Annotated in this window: 17 protein-coding genes; 5 read left to right on the top strand and 12 right to left on the bottom strand. The window is 65.3% G+C overall.

What is annotated here, in order from left to right; all coding sequences use genetic code 11:
- The first annotated feature begins 8 nt into the window (after positions 1–8).
- Positions 9–464 (top strand): GNAT family acetyltransferase, encoded by a 456-nt coding sequence (locus HW466_RS10450; protein ID WP_059450945.1) that lies wholly within the window; start codon positions 9–11, stop codon positions 462–464.
- Between the two features lie 21 nt (positions 465–485).
- Here the strand turns inward: HW466_RS10450 and HW466_RS10445 are convergent, their stop codons facing one another.
- From HW466_RS10445 to HW466_RS10410, 8 genes are all read right to left on the bottom strand, one after another.
- Complete coding sequence (locus tag HW466_RS10445; RefSeq protein WP_059945329.1) at positions 486–1,157, bottom strand: DUF2278 family protein; 672 nt, start codon at positions 1,155–1,157, stop codon at positions 486–488.
- A 303-nt stretch (positions 1,158–1,460) separates the two neighbouring features.
- Positions 1,461–2,177 (bottom strand): ABC transporter ATP-binding protein, encoded by a 717-nt coding sequence (locus HW466_RS10440; protein WP_059508166.1) that lies wholly within the window; start codon positions 2,175–2,177, stop codon positions 1,461–1,463.
- On the bottom strand, positions 2,177–2,953 hold the full coding sequence (locus HW466_RS10435; RefSeq protein WP_011352945.1) for an ABC transporter ATP-binding protein: 777 nt from the start codon (positions 2,951–2,953) through the stop codon (positions 2,177–2,179). Before HW466_RS10435 ends, HW466_RS10440 begins: the two co-directional genes overlap by 1 nt.
- 24 nt (positions 2,954–2,977) lie before the next feature.
- Entirely contained in the window at positions 2,978–4,147 is a 1,170-nt protein-coding gene (locus HW466_RS10430) for an ABC transporter permease subunit (protein WP_059450942.1), read from the bottom strand.
- 19 nt (positions 4,148–4,166) lie between these two features.
- Positions 4,167–5,117, bottom strand: coding sequence for a branched-chain amino acid ABC transporter permease (locus HW466_RS10425; RefSeq protein WP_059450941.1), 951 nt, complete (start codon positions 5,115–5,117; stop codon positions 4,167–4,169).
- A gap of 211 nt (positions 5,118–5,328) precedes the next feature.
- The gene (locus HW466_RS10420) at positions 5,329–6,165 is read right to left on the bottom strand and encodes a type 1 periplasmic-binding domain-containing protein (RefSeq protein WP_151004268.1); all 837 of its coding nucleotides are present in this window, start codon (positions 6,163–6,165) and stop codon (positions 5,329–5,331) included.
- 270 nt (positions 6,166–6,435) lie between these two features.
- The gene (ispH, locus tag HW466_RS10415) at positions 6,436–7,416 is read right to left on the bottom strand and encodes a 4-hydroxy-3-methylbut-2-enyl diphosphate reductase (RefSeq protein WP_057926066.1); all 981 of its coding nucleotides are present in this window, start codon (positions 7,414–7,416) and stop codon (positions 6,436–6,438) included.
- A 2-nt stretch (positions 7,417–7,418) separates the two neighbouring features.
- Positions 7,419–7,874 carry an FKBP-type peptidyl-prolyl cis-trans isomerase gene (locus HW466_RS10410; RefSeq protein ID WP_151004273.1) on the bottom strand — a complete coding sequence of 152 codons (456 nt, stop codon included), beginning with the start codon at positions 7,872–7,874 and terminating at the stop codon, positions 7,419–7,421.
- Between the two features lie 136 nt (positions 7,875–8,010).
- On the opposite strand from HW466_RS10410, the gene radC reads away from it, so the two are divergent.
- The 4 genes from radC to nadB all read left to right on the top strand — a co-directional run bounded on the left by radC (position 8,011) and on the right by nadB (position 11,194).
- Entirely contained in the window at positions 8,011–8,790 is a 780-nt protein-coding gene (gene radC, locus HW466_RS10405; protein WP_059769717.1) for a RadC family protein, read from the top strand.
- Positions 8,791–9,028: 238 nt separating this feature from the next.
- Complete coding sequence (gene rpmB, locus HW466_RS10400; RefSeq protein WP_004186391.1) at positions 9,029–9,262, top strand: 50S ribosomal protein L28; 234 nt, start codon at positions 9,029–9,031, stop codon at positions 9,260–9,262.
- A gap of 17 nt (positions 9,263–9,279) precedes the next feature.
- Entirely contained in the window at positions 9,280–9,447 is a 168-nt protein-coding gene (rpmG, locus tag HW466_RS10395) for a 50S ribosomal protein L33 (RefSeq protein WP_006478046.1), read from the top strand.
- 160 nt (positions 9,448–9,607) lie between these two features.
- On the top strand, positions 9,608–11,194 hold the full coding sequence (gene nadB / locus HW466_RS10390) for an L-aspartate oxidase (RefSeq protein ID WP_059450938.1): 1,587 nt from the start codon (positions 9,608–9,610) through the stop codon (positions 11,192–11,194).
- Positions 11,195–11,284: 90 nt separating this feature from the next.
- Here nadB and nadC read toward each other — a convergent pair whose 3' ends face one another.
- The 4 genes from nadC to HW466_RS10370 form a co-directional block, all read right to left on the bottom strand.
- The gene (gene nadC, locus HW466_RS10385) at positions 11,285–12,166 is read right to left on the bottom strand and encodes a carboxylating nicotinate-nucleotide diphosphorylase (RefSeq protein ID WP_059450937.1); all 882 of its coding nucleotides are present in this window, start codon (positions 12,164–12,166) and stop codon (positions 11,285–11,287) included.
- Positions 12,163–13,299 (bottom strand): quinolinate synthase NadA, encoded by a 1,137-nt coding sequence (nadA, locus tag HW466_RS10380; protein WP_059451029.1) that lies wholly within the window; start codon positions 13,297–13,299, stop codon positions 12,163–12,165. The genes nadC and nadA overlap by 4 nt, the downstream gene beginning before the upstream one ends.
- A gap of 402 nt (positions 13,300–13,701) precedes the next feature.
- Positions 13,702–14,898, bottom strand: coding sequence for a DesA family fatty acid desaturase (locus HW466_RS10375; protein WP_151004270.1), 1,197 nt, complete (start codon positions 14,896–14,898; stop codon positions 13,702–13,704).
- Positions 14,899–15,108: 210 nt separating this feature from the next.
- Complete coding sequence (locus HW466_RS10370; protein ID WP_174905834.1) at positions 15,109–16,494, bottom strand: mechanosensitive ion channel family protein; 1,386 nt, start codon at positions 16,492–16,494, stop codon at positions 15,109–15,111.
- Between the last annotated feature and the right edge of the window lie 6 nt (positions 16,495–16,500).

The raw sequence follows: 16,500 nt of genomic DNA, 5'->3' as shown, positions 1-16,500 counted from the left end.
CCGCCGCGATGGACGCCGCCGCCGATGCTGTCGCTATCCGCCCGTTCGAACGGGCCGACACCGATGCCGTGCTCGCGGTCTGGCGCGACGCGTTCCCGCAGTACGACGAGCCCGGCGCGCCGCCGCACCGCGATCCGTTGCGATCGATCGAGCTGAAGCTCGCGACGCAGCCGGAGCTGTTCTTCGTCGCGACCAGCGGCGCGCGGGTCGTCGGCACGCTGATGGCGGGTTTCGACGGACATCGCGGCTGGCTCTACTCGTTCGGCGTGTCGAACGATGCACGGCGACTCGGCATCGGCCGCGCGCTGATCGCGCATGCGGAACGCGCGCTCGCCGCGCGCGGCTGCCTGAAAGTCAATCTGCAGGTGCTGCCCGGCAACGACGACGCATGCCGCTTCTATGCGGCACTCGGCTATCGCGTCGAGGAACGCATCTCGTTCGGCAAGACGCTGCCGGCCGCCTGACGCCGCCGGCAGCACCCTCCATCAGCGCGTGATCGGCCCCGCGTCCGGCAGCGGATTGCCGAGCGCGTCGGTCGGCACGGCCTGCTGCTCGAACGCCGCGAAATACGCGGCCCACTGCGTGTCGCTCACGCGCACGATCAGCGCGCCGTCCTGCCAGACGTCGTTGTGATCGTTGTGGTCGTCGCCCGCGCGGTGCAGGTAGTTCGGGCCCGTCGAGCCCTGGTTCATGTGCGTGTCGTGGATGCCGTTGCCTTCCGAATACGTGCGGCCGAACACGACGACGTCGAGCCCCTGCGACTGCGCGGCGTTGACGAGCCGCAGCAGCGACGGAATCGGCTCCGCGTTCTCGGTGCCGTCCATCACCGCGCTGGCGCGCCATGCGCCCGTCTCGTTCAGGATGTCGCTGCGCAGATAGTCGAGCGCGGGCAGCGCGGTGTGTCCGGTGAGATCGGTGTAGCCTTCGGCCGCGGCCGCGAGCGTCGCCGTGATGGGATGATGGAAATCGTAGACGAGCTTGTAGTTGAGCAGGTCGTCCGCGTCGTTGGTGCCGACGTTGATCGCGACGTCCCAGTCGCCGGTCGGCAATGCGAGCGTCAGGTGGATGTGATACTGGATTTCGCTGCCGTGCGGGGAGCCCTTCAGCCGCGCCACCGACGTCACCTTCGCCTTCACGAAACCGTAGTCCAGACTCATTCGTGCCCTCCGTGTCCCGATGGATCGACCATGCTACGCAGCCCGCGTGTCGGTTTGCGGACGAGCGGTTGCGGACGGCCGGTTTCGGACGGCCGGTCGCGGACGGCCGGTTTCGGACGCTCCGCTCCCGGGTCCCGCGCCGCATGGTCGGCGTCACCGCTGAATGCATGGAGTCGCATCCGCACGCACAGTTCGTCGCCGCGCGCGCCGCACGAAAAAAAAGCTGCCACGGCATCCCGTGACAGCTTTTCGAAAGCCCTTGCGCGGCACGCCGGCATCCGCCGCCGCGCCGCGCCGGCCCGCTCATTCGCCCAGATACGCGGCCCGCACCTTCGGATCGTCGAGCATCTGCTTCGCGTCACCTTCCATCGTGACCGTGCCCGAGTCCATCACGTAACCGCGGTCGGCCGCCTGCAGCGCGAGGCGCGCGTTCTGCTCGACCAGCAGCACCGTGATGCCCTCCTTCGAGATCTCGCGCACCACTTCGAAGATCTTCTCGACCATGATCGGCGACAGGCCCATCGACGGCTCGTCGAGCAGCAGCAACTTCGGCTTCGACAGAATCGCGCGCGACATCGCCAGCATCTGCTGCTCGCCGCCCGACAGCGTGCCCGCGAGCTGCGTCGCACGCTCCTTCAGGCGTGGGAAGAAGCCGAACATCCGGTCGACGTCCTTCTTGATCTGCTCCTTGTCGCTGCGCAGGTACGCGCCCATCTGCATGTTCTCGACGATCGACATCCGCGCGAAGATCCCGCGGCCTTCCGGCACCATCGCGAGGCCGCGCTTGAGCAGCTCGTGCGGCGGGATGCCTTTGATCGACTTGCCGTCGTACTCGATGTCGCCCGCCGAGTACGGCTTCAGGCCGGTGATCGCCTTCATCGTCGTGGTCTTGCCGGCACCGTTCGCGCCGATCAGCGTCACGAGTTCGCCCTGACGGACTTCCATGTCAACACCCTTGACGGCCTGAATGCCGCCGTAGTTGACCTGCAAGCCCTTGATTTTCAACATTGCCGCTGCCATCAGTGCACCCCTGCGCCGAGATATGCCTCAATCACCTTCGGATTCTTCTGCACGTCCTGCGGCAGACCCTCGGCGATCACCTTGCCGTAATCGAGCACCGTCATCCGGTTGCACAATCCCATCACGAGCTTCACGTCGTGCTCGATCAGCAGGATCGTGCGGCCGTCCGAGCGGATCTTGTCGAGCAGGCGCGTGAGTTCGACCTTCTCGGTCGCGTTCATCCCGGCCGCCGGCTCGTCGAGCGCGAGCAGCTTCGGGTCGGTCGCAAGCGCCCGGGCGATTTCCAGCCGGCGCTGGTGACCGTACGACAGGTTGCGCGACGTGTAGTCCGCGTACTGCAGCACGCCGACGTATTCGAGCAGCTCGATCGCGCGTTCCTTGATCTCGCGCTCTTCCTGGCGTTCGGCCGGCGTCTGGAACACCGCGCCCAGCAGCCCGTGCTTGGTGCGCACGTGGCGGCCCACCATCACGTTTTCGAGTGCGGTCATCCCGCCGAACAGGCGAATGTTCTGGAACGTGCGCGCGATGCCCGTCTTCGCAACCTGGTGCACCGCGGTCGGCTTGTATTCCGTGCCGTCGAGCTTGAACTCGCCGGAGTCCGGCGTGTAAAGGCCCGTGATCACGTTGAAGAACGTCGTCTTGCCGGCGCCGTTCGGGCCGATCAGGCCGTAGATCTCGCCTTCCTTGATCTCGAGGCCGACGTCGGACAGTGCCTGCAAGCCGCCGAAGCGCTTGTTCACGCCTTTGACGGACAGTCGGATTTGCTTGTCGCTCATGTGTGATATCCCCTTGTCCGTTGGTTAAGCGCGCACCGGCTTCTTGCTGTTGCGCTTCGCCAGTTTCGCGATCTTGTCCTCATGCTTCGGCGCCGGCCACAGGCCTTCCGAGCGATACAGCATGATGATCACCATCGCGAGGCCGTACAGCGCCTGACGGATCACTTCGGTATCGACGATGTCATGGCCGAACAGCGCGTGCTGCAGCGGGCTCATCGTCGAGCGCAGGAATTCCGGGAAGATCGCGAGCAGCACCGCGCCGAGGATCACGCCGGGGATGTGGCCCATGCCGCCGAGCACCACGCACGCGAGCACGACGATCGATTCCCAGAACGTGAACGACTCGGGCGACACGAAGCCCTGGAACGCACCGAACATCGCACCCGACAGGCCGCCGAACGACGCGCCCATCGCGAACGCGAGCAGCTTCACGTTACGGGTGTTGATGCCCATCGCCTTCGCGGCGATTTCGTCTTCGCGGATCGCGGCCCATGCACGGCCGATACGCGAGTGCTGCAGGCGCGTACAGACCCAGATCACCAGCAGCGCGCAGAGCACGAACAGGTAGTAGTACATGTACACCGACGGCAGCTGGAAGCCGAAGATCGAATGCGTCTGCGACAGGTTGAAGCCGCCGACGTGCACCGGATCGATGCCCGTGATCCCCTTCGGGCCGTTGGTGATGTTCACCGGACGGTCGAGGTTGTTCATGAAGATCCGGACGATTTCACCAAAGCCGAGCGTCACGATCGCCAGGTAGTCGCCGCGCAGGCGCAGCGTCGGCGCGCCCAGCAGAATCCCGAAGGTCGCCGCGAGCGCCATCGCGATCGGCACGATGATCAGGAACGGGATGTGCAGGCCGTTCGGCGCGAGCGCCGCGATCCACTCGAACTGCGAGGTCAGGTGCGGCGAGCTCAGCAGTGCCGCCGTGTACGCGCCCACCGCGTAAAACGCGATGTAGCCGAGGTCGAGCAGGCCGGCGAAGCCGACCACCACGTTCAGGCCGAGCGCGAGCATCACGTACAGCATCGCGAAGTCGAGCACGCGGACCCAGTAGTTGCCGCCCGCCGAGCCGATGATGATCGGCGCCGCGATCACGAACGCCGCGGTCAGGATGCCGATGATGACCGTCTTGGTCGTGTTGCGCTCTTCGACGAGCGACGTCGAGGATTCGATCGGTTGAATGGATGTCATGTTGTTTGCTCCCCTTCCGTTACGCGCGGTCCGCGACACGTTCGCCCAGCAGGCCCGACGGACGGAACACCAGCACGATGATCAGCACGATGAATGCGAACACGTCCTGGTAGTTACTGCCGAATACGCCGCCCGTGAGGTTGCCGATGTAGCCCGCGCCGAGCTGCTCGATCAGGCCGAGCACCACGCCGCCGACCATCGCGCCGCCGAGGTTGCCGATCCCGCCGAGCACCGCCGCCGTGAACGCCTTCATGCCGGGGATGAAGCCCATGTAGAAGTGCACGTTGCCGTATTCGGACGCGATCATCACGCCGGCCAGCGCGGCGAGCGCGGAGCCGATCATGAACGTCGCCGAAATCACGAAGTTCGGGTTCACGCCCATCAGGCTCGCGGTGTTCGGGCTTTCGGCGATCGCACGCATTGCACGGCCGAGCTTGGTCTTGTGCACGAGCAGCAGGAGGCCGGCCATCACGATGAACGCCACCGCGATGATCACGATTTCAGTCACCGAGATCACGGCGCCGGGCGTCGTGTCGGTCGCCTTGATCACGTTGATCGGATCGGTCGGCAGCAGTTGCGGGAACGGCAGCGGGTTGCGCGACCAGATGATCATCGCGGCCGTCTGCAGCAGGATCGACACGCCGATCGCGGTGATCAGCGGGGCGAGACGCGGCGCGCGGCGCAGCGGCCGGTACGCGACCCGCTCGATCGTGTAGCCCACGCACGCGCAGACGACCGCCGCGATGCCAAGACCGATCGTCAGCGTCGCGACGTTGCCGAGTTCGGGGAAATGGTTCTGCAGCACGGTGATCGCCGACAGGGCGACCATCGCGCCGATCATCAGCACGTCGCCGTGCGCGAAGTTGATGATGCCGAGAATGCCGTACACCATCGTGTAACCCAACGCGATGATGGCGTACACACTGCCGAGCACCAGCCCGTTGAGGATCTGCTGGATGAAAATATCCATTTAAAGCTCCTTGGCCCATGCTGCCGGAGGACGTTGCGCCCCGCGGGTAAGCGAGGAATCGCGCCTTCTCGGCGACACTGCGGGTACTAGTCGATACCGGTAAGGGTGGATCGTCCCGGCGCGCGCCGCCCGGCCTGTACGGCCGGACCTGCCGCCGGAGCGGATACAGAAACGGCACCGCACTGTTCCGGTGCCATCGTGAGTCCCGTCGCTAAATCGTCACGACATCGAGGACGGTGTACTTGGCCTCCTTGAAGTCGTAGGGCAGCGTGCCGCAACGGCCGGTGTCCGGTTTCCCGAACGCCATGCCTTTTTCCGTCCGGGCCGGGGCGAACCCCGCCTCCGGGCAGATCAGGTTCCGCGCCGCGTCGCCCGCGGGCTCGACCACCTTGGCGGCGCACATGCCGTTGTCGCCAAGGATTTGTGCTCCGATGCCGGACGCCGTCGCCTGCGCGGCAAGCGGGCCGTGCGTCGCCACCCGCGCGGCGCCCGAACCGGCATCGCGCAGGCTGCGCCCGACTTTCGTCAGGACTGCATCGGAATCATCGAAACGAAGCAGGCCGCCTGCCGCGACGCGATGGGTCGCGGCGATACGCTGTTTCGTCGAATCGAAATGAAGGGTCGCCGACATCTGCACGTCGCCCGCGTTGCCCCGAAATCCGGGCGTCCGTCGCTCGGCGCGCCCCGTCATTGCCGCATCACGTTGCGCGGCTCGCTGCCGGGCAATCGGCGTGCCCGTCGCCCGGTCGATGGCAGCGCCGCCGGCATGTGCTGCGCGCCGTGCGGAATGCATGCCGATCTTCGAGCCCTGCGCGTTGAATTCCTCGATCGTCAAACGTGCCCCGTTGTCCTTGTCACAGTCCCATTGCGCAATGCGGCACACCGACGGCGCCGCACGACCGGTTCCGGCAGCACGCATGTTGCTGACTGCCGGTACCGCGCGTGCCGCAGCGTCCCTGCCCGCCTCGTCGTCGCTCTTTTTGCTGCAGCCGGCAAGCATTGCAACCGGTGCGGTGACGGACATGGCGTAAGCCAACTTCACATGCATCGAGTAGGTCTCCCGCGCCTTGCCAAAACCCGATTTCAAAGCCATTCCGGCCTGAAAACGGGCGCATTGTAACTCCATTTATAGGACGCCAATAATCCTGATTCGATGGGGTTTTCCTGCATTGCAACCAATTTTGAGAAACGGCTGCGCGCATCGATAGCAACCCGGTTGCACCATTGATGTGAACAATGGTTGCGATGTCATTTTCGCAGCGCAAAAAAAAGCGCGCCAAGCGGCGCGCTTTGGAGTACCTCGGGTGCGATGCGGCAATCAGGCGGCAGGCGGCAGGTTCAGCCCGCGCGGCAGCGGAAACGACACGTTTTCCTCGATGCCGTCGAGTGCGCGGACGTTGCGCACGCCGAGCTCACGCAGCCGCGCGATCACGGCCTGGGCGAGCACTTCCGGCGCCGATGCGCCGGCCGTCACGCCGATGCGGCGCTTGCCGGCGACCCATGCCGGATCGATCTGCTCGGGTGCATCGACCATGTATGCGGCCACGCCGCGCTTCTCCGCCACTTCGCGCAGACGGCTCGAATTCGAGCTGTTCGGGCTGCCGACGACGATCACGACGTCGCACTGCGGCGCCATGAACTTCACCGCGTCCTGGCGGTTTTGCGTCGCGTAGCAGATGTCCTGCTTCTTCGGTTCGCGAATCTTCGGATACTTCGCCTTCAGCGCGCCGATGATCTCGGCGGCGTCGTCGACGGACAGCGTCGTCTGCGTGACGAGCGCGATGCGCTCGGGATCGGCGAGCTCGAGCTTCTGCACGTCCTCGACGCTTTCGACGAGATGCATGCCGCGCTCGACCTGCCCCATCGTGCCTTCGACTTCCGGGTGGCCCTTGTGGCCGATCATCACGATGTCGACGCCGTCCTGGCGCATCTTCGCCACTTCGACGTGTACCTTCGTGACGAGCGGGCAGGTTGCGTCGTAAATGCGCAACCCGCGCACGTCGGCCTCGTCGCGCACGGCCTTCGACACGCCGTGCGCACTGAAGATCACGGTGTTGCCGGCCGGTACTTCCTCGAGTTCCTCGACGAAGATCGCGCCTTTCTTCTTCAGGTCCTCGACCACGTACTTGTTGTGGACGATCTCGTGGCGCACGTAGATCGGCGCCCCGTGCATCGCGATTGCGCGCTCGACGATCTCGATCGCGCGATCGACGCCCGCGCAGAAGCCACGCGGCTGGGCCAGCAGGATTTCGGCATCGGCGGCGACGGTCTGCCCGGACAGCGTATCGGTGGTGCTCATGATTACAGGATTCCGATGATTTTCACTTCGAACGTGAGCGCTTGGCCCGCGAGCGGATGATTGAAGTCGAACAGCGCCGAGGTTTCGCTGACTTCCTTCAGCACCCCTGCATAGCGGCCGCCGTCCGGCGCGTTGAATTCGATCAGGTCGCCCGGCGTGAAATCCTCGCCGAGCATCCCGTTCTCGCGCAGCGTCGACAACGTCACGCGCTGGAGCATGTCGGGATTGCGGGGACCGAACCCTTGCTCGGGCGTTAGCTGATAAGTCGAATGGTCACCCACCTTGAGCCCGATCAGAATCTGTTCCAGCGAGGGCGCCAGTTGGCCGGCGCCGAGCAGCAGCGTGGCGGGCTTGTCGGAGAAGGTGTTGACGATGTCGGCGCCGTCGGCCAGTGCAAGCCGGTAATGCAGCGTCACATGGGAACCGGGCTTCACTTCGGATAGATCGATGATGCTCATGAATGACTCGTGTTCGTCGGCGCCCGAACTGGCCGAAAGGCCCGGCGCAAAGCCAATATTGTAAGTCACCTGAGCGCGCAAGGCTGAAAGTGCGACGACATCGCGCTCATGCCCGCCGCCAATGGAGTTCTGGATCATGCTGTCCCCCTGTCCCGCCGCCGCGGCGACCGAATGTCGCGACACGGCCGATGCAACGGTTGCCGCGGCCCGCCGCATAGACGCAGCCGGGCCGTCGCGCAAGCGCCGCCCGCGAAACTGGAAATCCCATCTGCCGCGCGAGCGGTTGCTGGAGCGCGGCCCGGCCGCGCTCACCGACGCGGAACTCGTCGCGTTGCTGCTCGGCACGGGCGGCGGCGGCCACGACGTGTTCGCCAGCGCCCGCGCGCTGCTCGCACGTTTCGGCGATTCGCTGCGCGACATGCTCGACGCGCAGCCCGACGCGTTCGCCATGCATCCGGGCATCGGCCCCGCCCGCTCGGCGGTGCTGATCGCGGTGACCGAGATCGTGCGGCGCGCGCTGGCCGAGAAAGCCCGCAAGCGAATGCAGATCGGCTCGCCAGGCGCGGTCGAGGATTATCTGCGGCTCAGGATCGGCACACGGGCGCACGAGGTTTTCGTCACGCTGTACCTGGATGCCCGTCACGGCCTGATCGACGTGGAAGAGAGCGCGCGCGGCTCGCTGACGCGGATGGTCGTCTACCCGCGCGAAATCGTGCGGCGCGCGCTCATGCTCAATGCCGCGGCGCTGATCATCGCGCACAATCATCCGTCCGGCGCGGTGCAGCCGAGCGCGGAGGATCGCCGCCTGACACGCATGCTGCACGAAGCGCTTACGCTCGTCGACGCGAAGCTGCTCGATCACGTCGTCGTCGGCAGCGACGATACATTTTCGTTCGCACGCGCCGGTTGGCTGTAGACTGTGGCCCGGCGACCCGCCCCGGGTGCGCCGCAACGACGAGGCGAAATTGGGTTTGATTTTTCTGAACTTTTTCTGCTAGAATCGTCGTCTGTCTTTTTTCCAACCAGTTCTAGCCATCGAAGGGCCTTGTCTGTACAGGCTTTGGCGTTCTGAGTGCGGCCATGGATCACGTGGCGGTACGATGGAACCTTCATCGGCGATCGAACCCCGAATTTAGCGTATTAGGAGTGCTCTCATGGCACGCGTATGCCAAGTAACTGGGAAAGCGCCGATGAGCGGCAACAACGTTTCCCACGCAAACAACAAGACGAAGCGCCGCTTCCTGCCGAACCTGCAAAACCGCCGGTTCTGGGTGGAGAGCGAAAACCGCTGGGTGCGCCTGCGCGTCTCGAACGCCGGCCTGCGCCTGATCGACAAGAACGGCATCGATTCCGTGCTCGCTGACCTGCGCGCACGCGGCGAAGCCTAAGCCCAAGGAGCACAATCATGGCAAAAGGCGCACGCGACAAGATCAAGCTCGAGTCGACCGCTGGTACGGGTCACTTCTACACGACCACGAAGAACAAGCGCAACATGCCGGAAAAGATGGCGATCAAGAAGTTCGATCCCGTCGTCCGCAAGCATGTGGAATACAAAGAAACCAAGATCAAGTAATCTCCGGTTTCTGCAAGCCTGACGGCGACCGAAAAGCCCCGCACATGCGGGGCTTTTTGTTTTGCGCGCACGCACGGGCCCGACGCGGTATGCTCTCCCCTTTCCGCGGCCACGGCCGACGGAACGCACAAGAACCAAAGCGTAACGATGGAGATGCAGCATGAAATTCGACGTGGCGATCGTCGGCAGCGGCCTGGCAGGGCTGTCGGTCGCACTGAACCTGGCCAGCACGCGACGTGTCGCGCTGATCGCGAAACGTTCGATGATGGAGGGGGCAAGCGATTACGCGCAAGGCGGCATCGCGGCCGTCCTCGATTCGGCGGACAGCATCGAGAACCACGTCGGTGACACGCTGGTCGCCGGCGGCGGGCTGTGCGACGAAGGCGCGACGCGCTACATCGTCGAGCATGGGCGCGAAGCGATCGAATGGCTGATCTCGCAGGGCGTGCCGTTCACGAAGGACGACGCGGCCGAGCTCGGTTTCCATCTGACGCGCGAAGGCGGCCACAGTCACCGCCGCATCATCCACGCGGCCGACGCGACCGGCCATGCGGTGCTCGCGACGCTGTCCGATCGCGCGCGCCAGCATCCGAACATCACGTTCTTCGAAAACCATCATGCGATCGACCTGATCACGTCGGACCGGCTCGGACTGCCCGGCCGCCGCTGCCACGGCCTGTATGCGCTCGACGTCGACAACGATCGAACGATCACGATCGAGGCGCCGCACACGGTGCTCGCGACCGGCGGCGCCGGCAAGGTCTACCTCTACACGACCAACCCCGACACCGCGACCGGTGACGGCATCGCGATGGCGTGGCGCGCGGGGTGCCGCGTGTCGAACATGGAATTCATCCAGTTCCATCCGACCTGCCTGTTCCATCCGTACGCGAAATCGTTCCTGATTTCGGAAGCCGTGCGCGGCGAAGGCGGCCTGCTAAAGCTACCGGACGGCACGCGCTTCATGCCCGCGCACGACCCGCGCGCGGAACTCGCGCCCCGCGACATCGTCGCGCGCGCGATCGACTTCGAAATCAAGAAGCACGGGATCGATTGCGTATATCTCGACATCAGCCACCAGCCGGAAGCATTCCTGCGCGAGCACTTCCCGACGATCCACGCGCGCTGCCTCGAATTCGGCATCGACATCGCGAAGCAGCCGATCCCGGTCGTGCCGGCCGCGCACTACACGTGCGGCGGCGTCGTCACCGACCTCGCGGGGCGCACCGACCTCGCGGGACTGTATGCGGTCGGCGAAACGTCGTACACGGGGCTGCACGGCGCGAACCGGCTCGCGAGCAACTCGCTGCTCGAATGCCTCGTGATCGGCCGTGCGGCGGCCGAGGCAATCGAGGCGGCCGGCTTCGACGCAGAAACGCCGGGCACGCTACCCGCATGGGACGAAAGCCGTGTGTCGGATGCGGACGAGGAAGTCGTCGTCGCGCACAACTGGGACGAACTGCGCCGGCTGATGTGGAACTACGTCGGCATCGTGCGTACCGACAAGCGCCTTGAGCGCGCGAAGCACCGGTTGTCGCTGCTGCGCGACGAGATCCACGAGTACTACGCGAACTTCCGCGTGACGCGCGACCTGCTCGAACTGCGCAATCTCGTCGACGTCGCGACGCTAATCGTGAAGAGCGCGTACTCGCGCCGCGAAAGCCGCGGGCTGCACTACAGCCGCGACTGGCCGCACACGCTGCCGAAGGCGCTGCCGAGCGTGCTCACACCGCGCTCGCGCCGCTGAGCGGCGCGCCCTTCCGGGGTTGCGGCCCACGAAAAAGCCGCTGGCGTTTGCGCGCCAGCGGCTTTTCTCGTCAAACGGCCTATCGCCCGGTCAGTCGATGATCCGCATCGAATAGTCGGTCGCGCGCACGTCCTTCGTCAGCGCGCCGATCGAAATGCGGTCCACGCCCGTCTCCGCGAACGTGCGTACCGTATCGAAATTGACGCCGCCCGACACTTCCAGCACGGCCTTGCCGGAAGCGACGCGCACCGCTTCGCGCATCATGTCGAGCGTGAAGTTGTCGAGCAGCACCGACTGCGCGCCGTGCGCGAGCGCCGTGTCGAGCTGCGCGAGCGTCTCGACTTCGATCTGCACCGGCACGCCGGCACCGAGCGCGAACGCCGCATCGAGCGCTTCGCCGACACCGCCGGCCGCCGCGATATGGTTTTCCTTGATCAGGATGCCGTCGTACAGCGCGAGACGCTGGTTCTCGCCGCCGCCGACCCGCACCGCGTACTTCTGCGCGAGCCGCAAGCCCGGCAGTGTCTTGCGCGTATCGAGGATCTTCGCGCGCGTGCCTTCGACGCGATCGACGTAACGACGCGTCGCGCTCGCGACACCCGACAGCAGTTGCAGGAAATTCAGCCCGTTGCGCTCGGCCGTCAGCAGTGCACGCGCCGGCCCTTCGAGCTCGCAGACCGTCGAATCCGGTGTCATCCGGTCGCCTTCGCGATACCGCCACTGCACGACGATCGACGGATCGATGCGCGCGACGACGGCCTCGAACCACGGCACGCCGCACAACACCGCTTCCTCTCGCACGATGATGCGCGCACGGCGCCGCTCGCCGGCCGGCACGAGCCGCCCGGTCTGATCGCCGGTGCCGACGTCTTCGGCGATCGCATCGGCGACGTTGCGCGCGATCGCTTCGTCGAATGCCGCGCCGTATTGGGCGCGCACGGCTTCGAACAGCGGAGAGACTGCGCTTGTCATGCCGCCCCCACGTTCGCGAACAGTTGCTGATCCCGCTGCAGATCGCCGCTCGCCTGCACGCGCTTCTTGTGCGCCGCTGCGAAATCCAGCATCCGGTCGATCGGCACGCGCGCGCGCACGCCGATCGCGGGATCGACGAAGATCTCGTTGTGACCGCGCTCGAGCACGTCGGCGAGGTTCGCGAGGCCGTTCATCGCCATCCACGGGCAATGGGCGCAGCTCTTGCAGGTCGCGCTGTTGCCGGCCGTCGGCGCGGCGATGAAGGTCTTGCCGGGTGCGGCGAGCTGCATCTTGTGCAGGATGCCGAGGTCGGTCGCGACGATGAAGTGCGTCGCGTCGAACTTCACGGCGGCGTCGATCAGCTGCGTCGTCGAGCCGACGACGTCCGCCTGCGCGACGACGCTTTCCGGCGACTCGGGATGCACGAGCACCTTCGCGTCCGGATACTCGGCGCGCAGCAGGTCGAGCTCGATGCCCTTGAATTCGTCGTGGACGAGGCACGAGCCCTGCCACAGCAGCATGTCGGCGCCGGTTTTCTTCTGGATGTAGCTGCCGAGATGGCGATCGGGTGCCCAGATGATCTTCTCGCCGCGCGCGTGCAGGTCGGCGACGATCTCGAGGCCGATCGACGACGTGACCATCCAGTCGGCGCGCGCCTTCACGGCGGCGCTGGTGTTCGCATAGACGACGACGGTGCGGTCGGGATGCGCATCGCAGAACGCGGAGAATTCGTCGACCGGGCAGCCGAGATCGAGCGAGCAGGTCGCGTCGAGATCGGGCATCAGAACGCGTTTGCCGGGGCTCAGGATCTTCGCGGTTTCGCCCATGAAGCGCACGCCGGCGACGACGAGCGTCTGCGCGTCGTGGTCGCGGCCGAAGCGGGCCATTTCGAGCGAATCGGCGACGCAGCCGCCGGTTTCGTCGGCCAGCTCCTGCAGCTCGGCATCCACGTAGTAGTGAGCGACGAGCACGGCCTTTTCACGCGCGAGCAGCGCCTTGATGCGTGCCTTCAGCGCGGCGCGTTCTTCGGCGGACGGTGCTTCGGGCACCTTGGCCCATGCCTGGCCCACGCCGCAGACGGTCCCGGCCGAGACTGGCCGGTCGTACTCGACGGATTTGATCGTCGATTGCATCTCCATATCTCCTGTCGACCAGAGTTAGCGCTTCAGCGCTTACTCTGGTCCCATGCTTCGCGGTCGACCAGAGTTAGCGCTTTAGCGGTTACTCTGGTCCCATGCTTCGCGGTAGCCCAGAGTTAGCGCTTTACCACTTACTCTGGTCCCATGCTTCGCGGTAGCCCAGAGTTAGCGCTTTACCACTTACTCTGGTCCCATGCTTCGCGGTAGCCCGGAATCATCGCTCCAGCGCATGCTCGGGCCGATCCTCTCCGCTTGCCCGGGGCGCCACGTCGGCGCGGCCCCAAACCTCACACGAATTCCGGCGCGTCCGGTTGTCTCTGGAAAACCGGCCGCCCAAATGAAAAAACCCCGCCAACGCGGGGTTTGTGACGTCCTGAGATTCTAATCGATTTCGAATCAGGCGTAGCGACGCAGGCGTGTCGCAAATTCCTGTAGCGCCTTGATGCCGCTTTGTTCCGCGCGGTGGCACCAATCCTGCAATTGCGCGAGCAGCTGTTCGCGCGACGCGGTCGAACGATCCCAGATCGCGGCCAGATCCTGGCGCAGCTGGAAGTACGTATGCAGCTTCTGGCTGTTCGCGAAGATCTCGGGCAGCAGCTTCTTCTGCGGCTCGTCGAGGCCGTCTGCGTCCTTGTGGAACCACTTGCGCGCGCTGCGCATCAGCTGGTACTTCTCGCTCGAACCGAGTTCCTTCAGGTGCGCGAGCTCCTGGCGATACGCGCGCTTCACGGCCTTGCCGTAGCGCGCCATCACTTCGTAGCGGTTCGACAGCACGGCCTGCAGCGTTTCCTGGTCGAGCACCGTCTTCGGCTTGTTCAGACGCGGCGTCGGCGCGACCTTCTTCACCTTCGCGAGACCGAATGCCGACATGATGCGGATGTACATCCAGCCGATGTCGAATTCGTACCACTTGTTCGACAGCTTCGCCGACGTCGCGAACGTGTGATGGTTGTTGTGCAGCTCTTCGCCGCCGATCACGATGCCCCACGGAAACAGGTTCGTGCTCGCGTCGGCCGAGTTGAAGTTGCGGTAGCCCCAGAAGTGGCCGAAACCGTTCACGACACCCGCTGCCCAGAACGGAATCCAGACCATCTGCACGGCCCACACGGTCAGGCCGAGCACGCCGAACAGCGCGACGTCGATCACCATCATCAGGCTCACGCCGAGGATCGGGTACTTCGAGTAGAGATTGCGCTCGATCCAGTCATTCGGCGTGCCGTGACTGAACTTGCGCATCGTTTCCTCGTTCCTCGCCTCCGCGCGATACAGCTCGGCGCCTTCGAGGAACACCTTCCAGATGCCGCGCGTCTGCGGACTGTGCGGATCTTCCTCGGTTTCGCACTTCGCGTGGTGCTTGCGATGGATCGCGGCCCACTGGCCGGTCAGCATGCCGGTCGTCATCCACAACCAGGCACGGAAGAAATGACTTGCGATCGGATGCAGCTCCAGCGCGCGGTGCGCCTGGCAGCGGTGCAGGTAGACCGTCACGCCGATGATCGTGACGTGCGTGACGGCGAGCGCGAACAACGCGACCTGCCACCACGAAAAACGCAGGAGCCCGTGGGAAAGAAAATCGAGCAGGGAATTCAACAAGGCAGTTACCTGTGGTGAGAGCGATGCCGGCGCAGGCCGACGTCATAAAAATGAAAGCATACCGCGTGTAGACCGGAATTTTACTTCAACCGTTCCAAGTCTTTGTAAAAAATGAATATTTTCTTGTCTTGACGCAACGCGGACAGTCCATCGGCGGACCGGGAAGGCCTGTCGATCCGGTTTCGGCCGCCCGCTTCGTCCAGGTTGCATCTACGCGGCCGACGCGCGCCCGTCCATCGCATCGCCGCCCGCCGCCACGGGCACGCCGCCGGCCACCGCGCCGGTCGCGGCCAGGCCGTCCGGCAGGCCGACCACGCGCACCTCGCGCTGCGGGAACGGAATGGAAATTCCATGTTCGGCGAACAGCCGCCAGATGTTGCGGTTCACCGACGAACGCACGCCCGACGTGCCTTTCGCCGCATCCTCGATCCAGAAGCCGAGCTCCAGATCGATCCCGTCCGCGCCGAAGCCGACCAGGTACGGGGTCGGCGCCGGCTCCGCGAGCACGCGCGGCACGCCGTTCGCGGCTTCCGCGAGCACCGCCAGCGCCTGCTCGACGTCGCTCGTATAGGCAACCTGCACGGCCACCTTCGCGTAGCCGCGCGTGAGGTACGACGACTGGTTCTGCACGACGTCGGTGATCAGTTTCTCGTTCGGGATCAGCGTCTCGTTGCCGTCGAGGCCGCGCACGACCGTATAACGCGTGCGAATCTGCGTGACGACGCCCTGCAGCCCGCCGACGCTGATCGCGTCGCCGAGCCGCAGCGAGCGGTCGAGCAGGATGATGAAGCCCGATACGTAGTTGCTGGCGATCTTCTGCAGCCCGAAGCCGAGGCCGACGCCCACCGCGCCGCCGAACACGCCGAGCACCGTCACATCGATGCCGACGAGCGACAGCCCGATCAGGATCGCCGCGAACACGAGCAGCGCGCGGCCGACCCGCGACAGCACGACCTTCAGGTTCGCGTCGAGCGTGGTCGCGCGCGTGAGGCGATCCTCGAGGACCGAGCCGAGCCACATCGCGACCATCAGCGTCACGCATACCCACAGCGCGCCCGAAATCACCGACAGCAAAGTCAGGTGGGCATTCGCGACGCGGAATTGCACGCTGTCGAGCCAGCCGAGCACGTCGCGCTGGATACCGAGCACGGTCAGCACCATCGCGACCCACACGACGGTCGACACGATCTTCTCGACGATCGACAGCCACGCATGCGTGTGCCCGTCGCGCGCGAATACGCGCCGCGCGAAAAAGAACAGCACGTAGATGAGCCCGATGCCGAACAGCGGCACGAGCGCGAGCGACAGCAGCGACGTCGACATGAACGGATCGAACGCGAGCTGCGCGATCCCCACGAAGACGCCGCCGAACAGCGGAAACAACGCACGCTTCAGGCTTTGCGCGCCTGCGCCGGGCGCGCGGCCGGCCGCCCGGCGCCGCGCATCGATGCGGCCATGAACGAAGCGCGCGGCAACCCATGCGAAGCACAATGCGCCGACCAGGATCGCCGCCTGCCAGATCATCACGGGCTGGTGGAAATCCCGGATCACCGACGCCAGCCGGTGCGACAGCAGGCGGCTCTGCAAATTCTCCATCGTTGG

The organism is Burkholderia territorii (assembly GCF_902833055.1).
In the GTDB taxonomy this organism is placed as follows: domain Bacteria; phylum Pseudomonadota; class Gammaproteobacteria; order Burkholderiales; family Burkholderiaceae; genus Burkholderia; species Burkholderia territorii.
Note: the sequence above shows the minus strand (reverse complement) of the source record. Positions and strands in the feature narration are given on the sequence as shown.